Annotated in this window: 11 protein-coding genes; 3 read left to right on the top strand and 8 right to left on the bottom strand. The window is 67.7% G+C overall.

The window, feature by feature from the left end:
- Positions 1-2: 2 nt before the first annotated feature.
- The 3 genes from PRL19_RS01930 to PRL19_RS01920 all read right to left on the bottom strand — a co-directional run bounded on the left by PRL19_RS01930 (position 3) and on the right by PRL19_RS01920 (position 3803).
- Complete coding sequence (locus PRL19_RS01930) at positions 3-983, bottom strand: ABC transporter permease (RefSeq protein ID WP_045981443.1); 981 nt, start codon at positions 981-983, stop codon at positions 3-5.
- On the bottom strand, positions 976-1983 hold the full coding sequence (locus PRL19_RS01925) for an ABC transporter permease (protein ID WP_045981444.1): 1008 nt from the start codon (positions 1981-1983) through the stop codon (positions 976-978). Before PRL19_RS01925 ends, PRL19_RS01930 begins: the two co-directional genes overlap by 8 nt.
- Positions 1984-2099: 116 nt before the next feature.
- Entirely contained in the window at positions 2100-3803 is a 1704-nt protein-coding gene (locus PRL19_RS01920) for a peptide ABC transporter substrate-binding protein (protein WP_046001364.1), read from the bottom strand.
- A 248-nt stretch (positions 3804-4051) separates the two neighbouring features.
- On the opposite strand from PRL19_RS01920, the gene PRL19_RS01915 reads away from it, so the two are divergent.
- The 3 genes from PRL19_RS01915 to purU all read left to right on the top strand — a co-directional run bounded on the left by PRL19_RS01915 (position 4052) and on the right by purU (position 8142).
- Positions 4052-5884: an ABC transporter ATP-binding protein gene (locus tag PRL19_RS01915; RefSeq protein ID WP_273743705.1), complete on the top strand. Its 1833-nt coding sequence runs from the start codon at positions 4052-4054 to the stop codon at positions 5882-5884.
- Positions 5885-5974: 90 nt separating this feature from the next.
- On the top strand, positions 5975-7141 hold the full coding sequence (locus tag PRL19_RS01910; protein ID WP_273743704.1) for a M20 aminoacylase family protein: 1167 nt from the start codon (positions 5975-5977) through the stop codon (positions 7139-7141).
- A gap of 116 nt (positions 7142-7257) precedes the next feature.
- On the top strand, positions 7258-8142 hold the full coding sequence (gene purU, locus PRL19_RS01905) for a formyltetrahydrofolate deformylase (RefSeq protein ID WP_045981447.1): 885 nt from the start codon (positions 7258-7260) through the stop codon (positions 8140-8142).
- Here purU and PRL19_RS01900 read toward each other — a convergent pair.
- From PRL19_RS01900 to PRL19_RS01880, 5 genes are all read right to left on the bottom strand, one after another.
- Complete coding sequence (locus PRL19_RS01900) at positions 8139-9245, bottom strand: vWA domain-containing protein (RefSeq protein ID WP_273743703.1); 1107 nt, start codon at positions 9243-9245, stop codon at positions 8139-8141. The two genes, purU and PRL19_RS01900, sit on opposite strands and share 4 nt — an antisense overlap.
- Positions 9246-9394: 149 nt before the next feature.
- Positions 9395-10471, bottom strand: coding sequence for a BMP family ABC transporter substrate-binding protein (locus tag PRL19_RS01895; protein ID WP_046001367.1), 1077 nt, complete (start codon positions 10469-10471; stop codon positions 9395-9397).
- A 31-nt stretch (positions 10472-10502) separates the two neighbouring features.
- Positions 10503-11390, bottom strand: coding sequence for an ABC transporter permease (locus tag PRL19_RS01890; RefSeq protein WP_045981450.1), 888 nt, complete (start codon positions 11388-11390; stop codon positions 10503-10505).
- The gene (locus PRL19_RS01885; RefSeq protein WP_273743702.1) at positions 11387-12463 is read right to left on the bottom strand and encodes an ABC transporter permease; all 1077 of its coding nucleotides are present in this window, start codon (positions 12461-12463) and stop codon (positions 11387-11389) included. Before PRL19_RS01885 ends, PRL19_RS01890 begins: the two co-directional genes overlap by 4 nt.
- Positions 12460-13971: an ABC transporter ATP-binding protein gene (locus PRL19_RS01880; protein ID WP_273744436.1), complete on the bottom strand. Its 1512-nt coding sequence runs from the start codon at positions 13969-13971 to the stop codon at positions 12460-12462. The genes PRL19_RS01885 and PRL19_RS01880 overlap by 4 nt, the downstream gene beginning before the upstream one ends.
- Between the last annotated feature and the right edge of the window lie 24 nt (positions 13972-13995).

Below are 13995 nucleotides of genomic sequence, written 5' to 3'. Positions count from 1 at the left end.
CGTCAGCGCCCCCGGATGCGGGGGTCCATGGCGTCGCGCAGCCCGTCGCCGATATAGTTCACGCACAGCACCGTCAGCGAGATCAGCAAGCCGGGGAAGATCACCCGCCACGGATACAGCACCATCTGGTCCACGGCGTCGAACAGCAGCCGTCCCCAGGTCGGGAAGTCGGGCGGAAAGCCCAGGCCCAGGAAGGACAGCGCGCTTTCGGTGATGATCGCGGTGGCAATGCCCAGGGTCGCGGCCACCATGATCGGCGACAGCACGTTGGGCAGGATGTGGCGCGTGATCATCCGGTGCGACGGCGTGCCGATGGACCGCGCGGCCAGGATGAACTCGCGTTCCTTCAGGCCCAGCACCTCGCCGCGCACGATGCGGGCGGCCTGCATCCAGCTGGTCGCGCCGATGGCCGTCACGATCAGGAAGAAGATGCCAAGCGCCGGGCCGAAGGTCTGCGACAGCGGCTCGCGGAACAGCGTCACCATCAGCAGCAGCAGGGGCAGCAGCGGCAGCGCCAGGAACAGCTCTGTCAGGCGCATCAGCGGTGCGTCCAGCCGGCGGAAGTAGCCCGACATCACGCCTATCAGGCTGCCCAGGAAGATCGCGATGATCATTGCGGTCAGGCCGACGGCGATGGACACCTGGCCGCCCGCCATCAGGCGCGCCAGCAGGTCACGGCCCAGCTGGTCGGTGCCCAGGGGATGGGCCGCGGAAAAGCCCGAGTTGCGGGCGCGGATGTCCACATAGGTCGGGTCGATCGTCCAGATCAGCGGTCCGACGGACACGAACAGGATGATCGCCACGAACAGCACCAGCGCCACCATCGCGCCGCGGTGGCTGCGGAACTGGCGCCAGACGTCAGACCACTGGCTGCGGGTCTCGACCGCGCCCTGGGGGGGCACGACCGGGGGGCTGGCGGCGGCGGGGACGGCGGCGTTGCCTGCGGCGGCGCGCAGGTCGTCGGGGGATTTGGGGTCAGTCATAGCGGATCCTCGGGTCCAGCACCCCATAGAGGATGTCTGCGATCAGGGTGAAGACGACGATCAGGATGGCAAAGATGAAGGTCAGCGTCAGGACCATCGGGATGTCGTTGCCGTGGATCGAGGTGATCAGCAGCTGTCCCAGCCCGTTCACCTTGAACACCTGTTCGGTGATGATGGCGCCGCCGAAGACCGCCGGCAGGCCAAGCGCGATCACGGTCACGACCGGGATCAGGCTGTTGCGCAAGACATGCTTCAACACGACGACGCGTTCGGACAGGCCCTTGGCGCGCGCGGTGCGGACATAGTCCTGGCCCAGGTTGTCCAGCATGGACGAGCGCATGAAGCGGCTGATCTGCGCCGCATTGTAAAGCGCCAGCACCGTCACGGGCATCACCATCTGGCGGGCCTGCTGCTTGAAGCTGGCCCAGTCGTCGACCTGCAGCGTGGTGTCATAGACCGACGGGAACCACTGCAGGTTCACCGCGAAGATGATGATCAGCACGACGCCGGTGAAGAAGGTGGGCATCGAGAACCCGATCATCGACACAAAGGTGCCGATCTGGTCGAACCAGCTGTACTGCTTGTAGGCCGAGATGATCCCGATGGGGATCGCGATGAGGATGCCCACCAGATAGGACATGCCGACCACGGTCAGGGTCTGCGGCACGCGCTGGGCGATCACGTCGAAGACGGGGCTGCGCGACTGGAAGCTGATGATGCGCTGGGCGCCGTCGCTGAAGTTCGTGCCGAACCACTGGTCGGTCCAGTACAGCGGCTCGACCCAGAAGAACTGCTTCAGCCACAGCAGGTAGCGGACCGGCCAGGGCTCGCCCAGGCCCAGGGCCGCGCGCATGCGTTCGCGGACCTCCGGGGGCACGGTCAGGGGCACGTCGCCCAAGGGATCGCCGGGCGAGGCTTCCAGCAGCAGGAAGATCACCAGCGAGATGAACAGCAATGTCGGAATGGCCAGCAGCAGCCGGCGGATGGTGAAACTCAGCATGGTGCCTCGATCCGGTGGTTTCTGGGCATCTGTGTCCCCCCGTCACGGTCCCGCGCGCCCGCGGGCCCCTGAGAGAGGGGCGCCGCCCCGGCGCAGGGCCAGGGCGGCAGGATGCATTACTGTTCGACGCGGGTCCAGTCCGCGACGTTCCAGATCTCGCTGTCCCAGGCGTTCAGCTGCACGCCGCCAAGCGTGTTCGAATGCGCCGAGGCCGTGCCGCGATAGACCAGCGGGATGATCGCGTTGCTGTCCTTGGTCAGCATGTCGTTCATCGTCCGGCCCATGGCGGCGCGTTCGTCGGCATCGACGATGCCTTCGATCTCGTCGACCATGCGGTCGTATTCCGGGTCGCAGAAGCGGCTGATGTTCTCGCCCTGCCACTGGTTGGCGGGCGAGGGCGCCTTGTCGCAGGTCCACTTGGACAGGTAGGGCGCCGGGTTGTTGCCGTCGAAGTTGTCGGCATACATCTCGACGTCGGCATAGAACTTCTGCAGCGTGTCGGGCGAGCCCGCATCCGAGCCGAAGAACACCGACGCGTCGACCGTCTTCAGCTCGGTCTGGACGCCGATTTCCGACCACCACTGCTTGATCAGCGCCTGGAAGTCCTGGCGAACCGCGTTGACCGAGGTCTGGAAGACCATGTTCAGCTGCACGCCGTCCTTCTCACGCACGCCGTTGCCGCCCATCGTCCAGCCTGCCTCGTCCAGCAGCGCGTTCGCACCGGCGATGTCCTGGGTCAGGCATTCGGTGTTGTCGGACGCCCAGGCCTCGGGGGCGGGGACATAGTTGCAGGTCGGCTGGCCCGACGTGCCATAGCCGATCTCTACCAGCAGGGCGCGGTCGATGGCCATGGACAGCGCCTTGCGCACCGCCGGGTCCGACAGGAACGGATGCGGATGTGCGGCGGTCGAACGCTCGCCCTCGGGCAGCGACGACGACGGGTCAGTCAGGTTGACGTGGATGCGTTCCACCAGCGTGCCGAACGCGGCAGAGACCTTGCCGCGGCCCGCGGCCTCCATGCCGGCGATGACGTCGGGGGCCAGCTGGGTGTTCCAGGCATAGTCGAACTCGCCCGTCTCCATGACCGACCGCGCGGCGCCGGCCGCGTCGCCGCCACCCTTGACCAGCACGGTCGCGAAGGCGGGCTTGGCCGCGTCGCGGTATTCCGGGTTCGCTTCGAGGCTGATCGTGTCGTTGGTCAGGAACTGGGTGACGCGGAACGGGCCGGTGCCGATCGGGCCAAAGTTCTGGTCGGTGCAGGTCGGTGCGTTCACGCCCTTGCAGGCCTCGAACTGGGCCTTCTGCAGAATCGGCGACTGCGATCCGACAAAGGCCGAGAACGGGTCGGCGCGCGGCGAATCGAAGGTGACCTTGACGGTCTGCGGATCGACCGCCTCGACCGCGGTGATGCCCTCGAACTTGGCCAGCTGCGCGCAGCCACCCTCGGGGTCCATGCAGTATTCGGCGGTGAAGACGACGTCATCGGCGGTCAGCGGCGTGCCGTCCGACCATTTCACGTCGTCGCGCAGCTTCCAGGTGACCGAGGTCAGGTCCTCGGCGATGCCGCCGTTCTCCAGCGACGGGATCTCGGTCACCAGGCGCGCATAGATCTGGCCTTCGGTGTCGTAGCCCGCCAGCGGTTCCAGGACCAGGCTGCCGGCGATGACTTCCTTGGTGCCGCCCGACAGATAGGGGTGCATCAGGGTCGGGGCCTGCCACATGATGATGTTCAGCTGGCCGTCGCTGCCGCGTTCCGCGAAAGCGGCAGGGGCCATCGCCAGCGTGGCGGCGGCGCCCATCAGACCGGTTCTCAGTTTCATTACACTCTCCTGTTGGGTGTTGCGGCCCGCGGGGGGTTCCACGCCACCTTCAGCCATTCGGGGGCTGATCGTCTTGTCGCGTCCCCGATTGTCCGGGTGGTTGTTCGTGTTGTCATCGTCCCTGCGGAATGCGCGCATCATCAAACGAAGCCTCTGCGAAAGGCAAGACCCATCGCACATGCGTTTGGGCTTTGACTTTCCCCGGGCAATGGCTAGCCTGCTGGCTTGATCTTTCCCGGGGGCCCCAGATGCTTGACGACAAACCTCTTGTTTCCATTGAGAAACTGCGGGTCGAATTCGAAACCAACGATGGGGTCGTGGTCGGCGTCAAGGATGTCAGCTTTAACATCAAGCCGGGCGAATGCGTCTGCGTGGTGGGCGAATCCGGGTCGGGGAAATCGGTCAGCTCGCTGTCGCTGATGCGGCTGGTGGAATTCGGCGGGGGCACCATCGCGGGCGGCCAGCTGATGTTCGAACAGGATGACGGCAAGGTCGTTGACTTGGCCCGCCAGAACAGCGCCGCGATGCGCGACATCCGCGGCAACCAGATCGGCATGATCTTCCAGGAGCCGATGACCGCGCTGAACCCGGTCTTCACCGTCGGCGACCAGCTGGTCGAGGGGTTGATCACCCATCGCGGCCTGAAGAAGGCCGAGGCCCGCGCCCGCGCGCTGGAGATCCTGCGCCAGGTCCGCATTCCCGAACCCGAACGCCGGCTGGACCAGTATCCGCACGAACTGTCGGGCGGCATGCGCCAGCGCGTTGTGATCGCCATCGCCATGGCCTGCGAGCCGCGCCTGCTGATCTGCGACGAGCCCACGACCGCGCTGGACGTGACGATCCAGGCGGAGATCCTGGCGCTGATCGACCGGTTGAAGCGGGAAAAGCAGATTGCCGTCCTTTTCATCACCCATGACATGGCCGTGGTCGCCCAGATGGCCGACCGCGTGGTGGTCATGTATCGCGGCGAGAAGGTCGAGGAAGGCCCGGTCGAGCAGATCTTCGAGAATCCTCAGCGGGATTACACCAAGATGCTGCTGGCCGCCGTCCCGCGCCTTGGCGAGATGACCGGCAAGGCCGCCCCCGAGCGCCTGCGCCTGATGAGCGACGGATCGACCGGCGCCCCCGAACCCATCGTCGTCGCCAACCCCACGCCGCTGCTGACGGTCAAGAACCTGACCACGCGGTTCAAGGTCAAGGGCGGCCTGCTGCGCCGCACCGTCGCGCGGGTGCACGCGGTCGAGGATGTCAGCTTTACCATCAACGCCGGCGAGACGCTGTCGCTGGTGGGGGAATCCGGCTGCGGCAAGTCCACCTGCGGGCGGTCGATCCTGCGCCTGGTCGAGCCCGAATCGGGCACGGTCGACCTGGGTGGCACCGACATCATCGGCCTGTCGGCGAACGCGCTGCGCAAGTCGCGCCGCGACATGCAGATGATCTTTCAGGACCCGTTCGCCAGCCTGGACCCGCACATGAAGCTCTACGACCAGGTCGCAGAACCGATGGAGAACTATGGCATCGGCAGCAAGTCCGAACGCCAGGACCGCATCGCGGCCCTGTTCGACCGGGTTGAACTGCCGCGCAGCTTCATGCGGCGCTATCCGCACGAGATGTCGGGCGGCCAGCGCCAGCGCATCGCCATTGCCCGCGCCCTGGCGCTGAACCCCAAGCTGATCATCGCGGACGAGGCCGTGTCGGCGCTGGACGTGTCGGTCCAGGCGCAGGTGCTGAACCTGCTGATGGAGCTGCAGCAGGACCTGGGCATATCGATGCTGTTCATCAGCCATGACATGGCCGTCGTCGAACGCGTCAGCCACCATGTGGGCGTGATGTATCTGGGCCGCATCGTCGAACTGGGCACCCGCCGGCAGGTCTTCGAGAACCCCCAGCACAGCTATACCCGCCAGCTGATGTCGGCCGTGCCGGTGGCCGACCCGCGCCAGAAGAAGATCAGCGAGGATCTGAGCTTCAAGCCCATCCCGTCGCCCATGCACCCGGTCGATTACGTGGCCAAGCTGTCCGTCTACCGAGAGGTCGCGCCGGGGCACCGCGTGCTGGTCGATCCGGTCACCCACGGCTGATCATTTTTCGGGCAGGGCGTGGCGGGGCGCCCCTTGCCCCTCTTGCAGATCGTGCAGGAAATCGCCAACCTGCGCCCGAAGGAGACAACCATGCCCGTCAAGAACCGCTTTGCCGAACTGCTGCCCGAAATCGCCGCCTGGCGCCGCGATTTCCACGAACATCCCGAACTGCTGTACGACGTCCACCGCACCGCGGGCCGCGTGGCCGACCTGCTGCGCGAATTCGGCTGTGACGAGGTGACCGAGGGCGTGGGCCGCACCGGCGTCGTCGGCGTCATCAAGGGCCGGACCGACAGCAAGGGCCGCGTCGTGGGCCTGCGCGCCGACATGGACGCGCTGCCGATCATCGAGCAGACGGGCGTGGAATACGCGTCAAAGACGCCGGGCAAGATGCATGCCTGCGGCCATGACGGCCACACCGCCATGCTGCTGGGTGCGGCCAAGTACCTGGCCGAGACGCGCAATTTCGACGGCACCGCCATCGTGATCTTCCAGCCCGCGGAAGAAGGCGGTGCCGGGGGCGAGGCGATGGTCTTGGACGGGCTGGTCGACCGCTGGAAGATCGACGAGTTCTACGGCATGCACAACATGCCCGGCATGCCGGTGGGCCAGTTCTCGATCCGGCCCGGCGCGATGATGGCGGCGGCCGATCAGTTCGACATCACCGTGACCGGCAAGGGCGGCCATGCCGCAAAGCCCCATGAATGCATCGACACCACCCTGACCGCCGCCCAGATCGTCGTGGCGTTGCAGTCGGTCGTGGCGCGCAACATCGACCCGCTGAAGAACGCGGTGATCTCGGTCTGCGTGGTGTCGACGGATTCGACGGCGCATAACGTGATCCCGCAGGTCGTCCAGCTGAAGGGCACCGCCCGCAGCTTGGCCCCCGAGGTCCGCGACCAGTTGGAGGAGGGGATCAAGCGCGTCGCCACCAACATCGCCGCCGCGATGGGCGCACGCGCCGATGTCGATTACCAGCGTGGCTATCCGGTCACCATGAACGACCCGCAGGCGACGGAATGGGCCGCCGACGTGGCGCGCGACATCTCGGGCGGGGTGAACATGGACATGCAGCCGATGATGGGCGGCGAGGATTTCAGCTATATGCTGAACGAACGTCCGGGCGCCTATATCTGGGTCGGCAACGGCGACACGGCGATGGTCCATCACCCGGCCTACAACTTCAACGACGATGCGATCCCGGCGGGCTCCAGCTGGTATGCAGGCATGGTCGAGGCGCGGCTGCCGGCGGCCTGATCCGGGCCGCCTGATGTCGCGGGCGGCCCCCCGCCGTCGCAAACGTGATTGCCCTTCGCGGGCAATGCGTTGAAATGCCGGTGGCGTTCGCGCCATCGGCAAAACGGGGACCCCATATGAAGACCTTCACCCTGCGCGTGACCTGCGCCTCGACCCGCGGCATCGTCGCGGCGATTTCCGGCGCGCTGGCGGATGCGGACTGCAACATCACCGACAGCGCCCAGTTCGACGACGTCGAGACGGGTCGGTTCTTCATGCGGGTCAGCTTCCGCTCCGAAGGGGCCGCGACGCTGGAGAGCCTGCGCGCGATGTTCGCGCCCATCGCCACGCGGTTCGGCATGGAGGTCGAGGTCACCGACGATGCCGTCAAGAAGAAGGTGCTGATCATGGTCAGCCGGTTCGGGCACTGCCTGAACGACCTTCTGTACCGCTGGCGCATCGGTGCCCTGCCGATCGAGATCGTTGGCGTCGTGTCGAACCACCACGAATACCAGAAGGTCGTCGTGAACCACGACATCCCCTTCCACATGATCCGCGTCACGCCCGAGAACAAGGCCGAGGCCGAGGCCCGCCAGATGGAGATCATCGACCAGACCGGGGCCGAACTGGTCGTGCTGGCGCGCTATATGCAGGTGCTGTCGGACCGGATGTGCCAGCAGATGTCGGGGCGGATCATCAACATCCACCATTCCTTCCTGCCCAGCTTCAAGGGGGCGAACCCCTACAAGCAGGCCTATGAGCGGGGCGTCAAGCTGATCGGCGCGACCAGCCATTACGTCACCGCCGACCTGGACGAAGGCCCGATCATCGAACAGGACACGGTCCGCGTGACCCATGCCCAGTCTCCCGGCGACTATGTCTCCCTGGGCCGCGACGTCGAGGCGCAGGTGCTGGCCCGCGCGGTCCATGCCCATATCCACGGCCGGGTCTTCCTGAACGCGGCCAAGACGGTGGTCTTCCCGCCGTCGCCCGGCAGCTATGCCAGCGAGCGGATGGGTTAACGCACCGCCTCGAACTCGGCCGCGTCGGCGTCGCGCTGATCCTGGACGGCCTGGTTTGCGCCGTCGCGCGCGGCCTCAAGGGTGCTGCGGATTTCTGCCGCGCGGGCGTCATGGGCGTCATGCGCGGCCGTCAGCGCGGCGCGCAGCGCGGCCTGCTGGTCGGGGGTCAGATCCTGGTCGCGTGACCAGGCACGCACCCGGTTGCTCTCGCGCAGCGAACGGCCACCGATGCAGTTGTTCAGCCGCAGCAGCGCACCTCCGGCGGCGTTGGAATTGCGCAGCTGGGTCATCGACGCTTGGTTGTTGGTTCTCAGCATCTCGAAGCTGTTGGCGTTCCAGCGACGCCTTTCCTCGATCTCGCGCGCCAGCTCGCTTTGCGTGGTGATGGAGGTGAACAGGCCGCCCCCGGCCTGGGCCACGGCCTCCAGCTGGGCGCGTTCGTCGGCGGGCAGGTCCAGGCCCAGGATGTTGACGACGGCGCGGATGTCGCCGTCATGCAGGGCGCGCGCCTGTTCCACGGGATCGCCGCCGCAGGTCTCCTCTCCGTCCGACACGACATAGACGACCTGTTCGCCCACCGCGTCTGACGGCGCCAGCTGCGTCCCGGCGGCGGCCAGTGCATCGGCCAAGGGCGTCCAGCCCGCCGGTTCCAGCGCCTGCACCGCGGCCTTCAGCGCCGTGGTATTGTCGGTGGCAGGCACCAGGGTCTCGACCCCCGCACAGCTTTCGGCGCGACCGGCATCATCGTTCGTGCCCCGATGGCCAAAGGCCACCAGGCTGGCGGTCACGTCATCGGGCAGGTCGTCCAGCAGGGCATCGACCGCCTGCCGTGCCGCCGCCATCTTGGTGTCGCTGCCAAGCGCACCCGCCATCGACCCGGATGCGTCGAAGGCCACCACAAGTCGCCGCAGGGGCACCGGGGCGTCCGTCGCACCCCGGAAGTCGGCATCGCGCTGGTCGTCGCGCATCTGTGGCATGTCGGTGAAGCAGGCGTCGATATCCTCGCCCCGGTCCTGCAGAAAGCGCGCCAGCAGCGCGTCGGCGTCCTGCGCCAGGGCAGGGGCGGTGGACAGCAGCAGGGCGGTCAGGGCAAGCAGGCGCATCAGGCGGCCTCCGGTATCGGTTGCGCACAGTATCGCCGGGGTCGCGGCCGGATGTCATCATCGCGGCCGGGCCTGCGCGGGATGTCGCCGGAACGACGAACGCCCCGGCCTTTTCGGACCGGGGCGCGCAGGGTGTCGGTCAGGGCCGCTTACTGCGGGATCTGGGCGGTGATGCCTTCGACGTAGAAGTTCATCGACTGCAGGTCCGCGTCGCTGGCGGTCTCTCCCTCGGCCAGCCAGACGGTGCCGTCGGCCTTGTTCAGCGGCCCGGTGAAGGGGTGGTATTCGCCCGCGCCGATGGCGTCGCGCAGGGCCTCGGCCTCTGCCTTGACCTCGGCGGGGACGGCGTCGGTGATCTCTCCGATCACGACCTCTCCGTCACCGATGCCCGCCCAGCTGGACCCGCTTTCCCAGGTGCCGTCCAGCACCGCGCCGACGCGCTTGATGTAATAGGGCGACCATTCATCGATGATCGAGGCCACCCGCGGGCTGGGCTTGAACGCCGCCATGTCGCTGGCCTGACCGAATCCGATGGCGCCGGCCTGCTGGGCCTGGGCCAGGGGCGCGGTCGAATCGGTGTGCTGCAGGATCACGTCCACGCCCTCGGCCAACAGCGCCGACGCGGCCTCGGCCTCCTTGGCGGGGTCGAACCAGCTGTAGGCCCAGACGACGCGCATCTCCACGTCCGGGTTCACCTTGCGGGCATGGATGAAGCTGGAGTTGATGCCCTGGATCACCTCGGGGATCGGGAAGGACCCGATATAGCCGATCTTGTTCGATTCCGTCATGCGGCCCGCGATGGTGCCGATGACTGCCCGACCCTCGTAGAAGCGCGCGTCATAGGTCGCGACGTTCTCGGCGGTCTTGTAGCCGGTGGCATGTTCGAACTTGATGTCGGGGAACTTGGCCGCGACGTTCATCACCGGGTCCATGAAGCCGAAGCTGGTCGCGAAGATCAGCTCGTTCCCGGCCAAGGCCAGCTGGGTCAGGGCGCGTTCGGCGTCGGCACCTTCCGGCACGCTCTCGATGAAGGTGGTCTCGACGCGGTCGCCAAACTCGGCCTCGACGGCCTGGCGGGCCAGGTCGTGCTGGTAGGTCCAGCCGCCGTCGCCCACGGGGCCAACATAGATGAAGCCGACCTTCAGGGGCTCGTCCTGGGCCATGGCCGGGGCGGCCATCGCGGTCATCAGGGCGGCGGCCGTGGCCAGAAGATGTCTGCGGTTCATGGTATCCCTCTTGGTTGGTATGGCCGCGGTTCTACCGCAGCGCGTGGAAGTTGGTCCCAAGCGAGCCGGGGGCAGCCGCCCCCGCGCGCCGCGAGTATTTCTGCCGGGCCGAGATGGCCACCAGCACGATGATGGTCGCCAGATAGGGCGCCATCGACAGCAACTGCACCGGCACCTGCACGCCCGCCGCCTGCAGGCGCAGCTGCAGCACGGTGACGCCGCCGAAAAGCCAGGCCCCCGCCAGGACGCCCGCCGCCGTCCAGTTCGAGAAAACCACGATCGCCAGCGCAATCCAGCCCGCACCGGCGGTCATCCCCTCGGTCCATTGCAGGACCGTCGCGATCGAGATGAATGCCCCGCCGATCCCCGCCATCGCGCCGCCGAAGGCGATGGCCGCCAGACGGGTCAGGCGCACGTCATAGCCCAGGGCGTGGGCGGCCTCGTGGTTCTCTCCGACGCCGCGCAGGACCAGGCCGCGCCGGGTGCGGTTCAGGAACCACCAGACGACCGGCACCATCGCCAGCCCCAGCCACACGATCCAGTTGATGCGCAGCGGCCCGATCGGCATGGGCGGCGCCTTGACCCCCTCGAACGGCTTGCCGAACATCGCGGCCAGGCCCAGGCCGAACAGGGTCAGCGCCAGGCCCGATGCGACCTGGTTGGCCAGGAACAGCTGCGTCAGCGCCGCGAACAGCAGCGATATGGCCGCCCCCGCCACGGCCGCGACCAGAAACCCCAGGAACGGATTGCCGCTGGCATAGGCGGCGGCGAAACCGGCCAGTGCGCCGGTGATCATCATCCCCTCGACCCCCAGGTTCAGGACGCCCGCGCGTTCCACGACCAGTTCGCCCAGGGCGGCGAACAGGATCGGGGTCGAGGCCGAGATCAGCAGCAGGAAGACGGACAGGGGGTCGATCATGCGGTGCGCCTTCTGCGGATCTGATAGCGGGTCAGGACGTCGAAGCCCAACAGGAAGAACAGCAGCATCCCCTGGAACACCTGCACGGTCGCGGCGGGCAGCGACATGGTCAGCTGAGCCAGTTCGCCCCCGATATAGGTCAGCGCCAGCAGCAGTCCCGCCAGCAGGATGCCCACCGGGTGCAGCCGTCCCAGGAACGCCACGATGATCGCGGTGAACCCGTATCCCACGCCCAGCTTGTCGGTGATCTGGCCCGCGGGGCCCGCGACCTCGAACAGGCCCGCGGCACCGGCCAGCGCGCCCGACAGGCCCAGGCAGAACGCGACCAGCATCTGCGGCCGCACGCCCGCGAACCGCGCGGCACGGGGTGCGGTACCGGCGGCGCGGATGTGGAACCCGCGGATGTGGCGGCTCATCAGGAACCACGTGGCCAGGACCGCGGCGGCGGCGGCCACGACCCCCCAATGCGCGCCGGTCCCGGCGATCAGTTCGGGGTTGGCGGCGGAGGGGTATTGCTGCAGGTTGCGCGATCCGGGAAAGCCCATGCCCTGCGGGTTGCGCATCGGGCCGAAGGCCATCCATGCGGCGATCCGCTGCGCGACATAGACCAGCATCAGCGACACCAGGATTTCCGATGCGCCGAACCAGTTCCTGAGTATCGCGGGGATCATGCCCCAGGCCCAGCCCCCGGCCAGTCCGGCCGCGACCATCAGCGGAAACAGCCACCACGCCTCCAGCGGGTAAAGCGCCAAGGCGACCGCGGCGCCGGTGATGCCGCCGATGATGTACTGTCCCTCGGCCCCGATGTTCCAGATGCCGGCGCGAAAGCCGATGGCCAGCCCCGAGGCGATCAGGATCAGCGGCGCGGCCTTGATCAGCAGCTGCGGCCGGGAATAGCCGGCGGCAGGACCGAACAGCGGGTCCCAGAAGATCGTGCGGATCGCCGCGACCGGGTCATGCCCCAGCATCGCGAACAGCAGCCCGCCGGCGATCATCGTGGCCAGCACGGCCATGACCGGCGTCGCGACCTGCCAGCCGGTCGAGGCGCTTTGGCGCGGGATCAGCGTGATCATAGATGCGCCTCTTCCATGCCATGCGCACCGCCCAGCATCAGGCCGATGCGGTCCAGCGTCAGGCCGTCGGTGGGCACGGGGGGCGACAGGCGGCCTTCGTTCAGGGCGCAGAAACGGTCGGACAGTTCCAAAAGCTCATCCAGATCCTGAGAGATGACGATGACGCCCGCGCCCTGGCGGGCCAGGTCCAGCAGCGATTGCCGCACGCTGGCTGCCGCCCCCGCATCCACGCCCCAGGTGGGCTGGTTCACGACCAGCACGCGCGGGTTCTGCATGACCTCTCGGCCGATCACGAATTTCTGCAGGTTGCCGCCGGACAGGGCGCGGGCCGCGACATGGGGGCCGGGGGTGCGGACGTCGAACCCGTCGATCACCGCCAGCGCATAGTCGCGCGCGGCCTTGTGGTCGATCAGCCCGCCGCGGACCAGGGACTTGCGGCTGCCCGCGGTCAGCAGCGTGTTCTCGGTCAGGCTGAAATCGGGGACGGCGGCATGGCCCAGCCGGTCCTCGGGCGCGCTGAGCAGGCCCTTGACGCGGCGCGGTTCGGGGCCGGCGGCGGACAGGTCCGCGCCCTCCAGCGTGACGGTGCCGGGCGCGCTGCGGACCTCGCCCGACAGGGCGGCCAACAGCTCCTCCTGGCCGTTGCCGGCGACGCCGCCGATGCCCAGGATCTCTCCGGCCCGCAGGGACAGGGCGATGTCCTTCAGCGCCGTGCCCTCGGCATTGGGAGCGGGCTGGGACAGGGCGCGCACCTCCAGCAGGACGGCGCCGGGCTGGCGACCGCTGCGGTCGATCTGGCGCATCTGGCCGCCGACCATCATCGCGGCCAGGTCGCGGGCGGAATGGGCGCGGGGATCGCAGCTGTCGACGACCTTGCCGTGCCGCAGGATCGTGGCGCGGTCGCAATGGCTGCGAATCTCGTCCAGCTTGTGGCTGATGTACAGGATCGCGGTGCCTTGCGCCGCCAGCTTGCGCAGGGTCGCGAACAGCAGCTCGGCCTCCTGCGGGGTCAGCACGCTGGTCGGTTCGTCCATGATCAACAGGCGGGGGTTCTGCAACAGGCAGCGGATGATCTCGACCCGCTGGCGTTCGCCGGCCGACAGGGTGACGATGCGCCGCGCGGGGTTCAGCGGCAGGCCGAAATCATGGCTGACCTTGGTGATGCGCGCCGACAGTTCGCGCCGCGGCGGCGGGTTCTCCATCCCCAGGGCGATGTTCTCGGCGACCGTCAGCGCGTCGAACAGGCTGAAATGCTGGAACACCATCGCCACGCCCGCCGCGCGCGCCGCCCGCGGATCGGAGGGCGCATGGGCGCCGTCGCCTAGCCACATCTGCCCGTCATCGGGGCGCACCAGCCCATAGATCATCTTGACCAGCGTCGACTTGCCCGCGCCGTTCTCGCCCAGCAGGGCGTGGATCTCTCCGGGCATGACGTGGAACGACACGTCGTCATTGGCGCGGACGCCGGGATAGGACTTGCCCAGACCCCTGGCGCGGAACACGGGCATGTCGGTCAATTCTGTCCCCTTGGT

It is taken from the genome of Paracoccus marcusii (genome assembly GCF_028621715.1).
Lineage (GTDB): Bacteria > Pseudomonadota > Alphaproteobacteria > Rhodobacterales > Rhodobacteraceae > Paracoccus > Paracoccus marcusii.
This window is presented reverse-complemented; position numbering and strand designations above follow the sequence as displayed.

Coding starts and splice junctions, on each gene's coding strand:
- PRL19_RS01930 (WP_045981443.1), bottom strand. CDS start 983: ATGACTGACCCCAAATCCCCCGACGACCTGCGCGCCGCCGCAGGCAAC.
- PRL19_RS01925 (WP_045981444.1), bottom strand. CDS start 1,983: ATGCTGAGTTTCACCATCCGCCGGCTGCTGCTGGCCATTCCGACATTG.
- PRL19_RS01920 (WP_046001364.1), bottom strand. CDS start 3,803: ATGAAACTGAGAACCGGTCTGATGGGCGCCGCCGCCACGCTGGCGATG.
- PRL19_RS01915 (WP_273743705.1), top strand. CDS start 4,052: ATGCTTGACGACAAACCTCTTGTTTCCATTGAGAAACTGCGGGTCGAA.
- PRL19_RS01910 (WP_273743704.1), top strand. CDS start 5,975: ATGCCCGTCAAGAACCGCTTTGCCGAACTGCTGCCCGAAATCGCCGCC.
- purU (WP_045981447.1), top strand. CDS start 7,258: ATGAAGACCTTCACCCTGCGCGTGACCTGCGCCTCGACCCGCGGCATC.
- PRL19_RS01900 (WP_273743703.1), bottom strand. CDS start 9,245: ATGCGCCTGCTTGCCCTGACCGCCCTGCTGCTGTCCACCGCCCCTGCC.
- PRL19_RS01895 (WP_046001367.1), bottom strand. CDS start 10,471: ATGAACCGCAGACATCTTCTGGCCACGGCCGCCGCCCTGATGACCGCG.
- PRL19_RS01890 (WP_045981450.1), bottom strand. CDS start 11,390: ATGATCGACCCCCTGTCCGTCTTCCTGCTGCTGATCTCGGCCTCGACC.
- PRL19_RS01885 (WP_273743702.1), bottom strand. CDS start 12,463: ATGATCACGCTGATCCCGCGCCAAAGCGCCTCGACCGGCTGGCAGGTC.
- PRL19_RS01880 (WP_273744436.1), bottom strand. CDS start 13,971: ATGCCCGTGTTCCGCGCCAGGGGTCTGGGCAAGTCCTATCCCGGCGTC.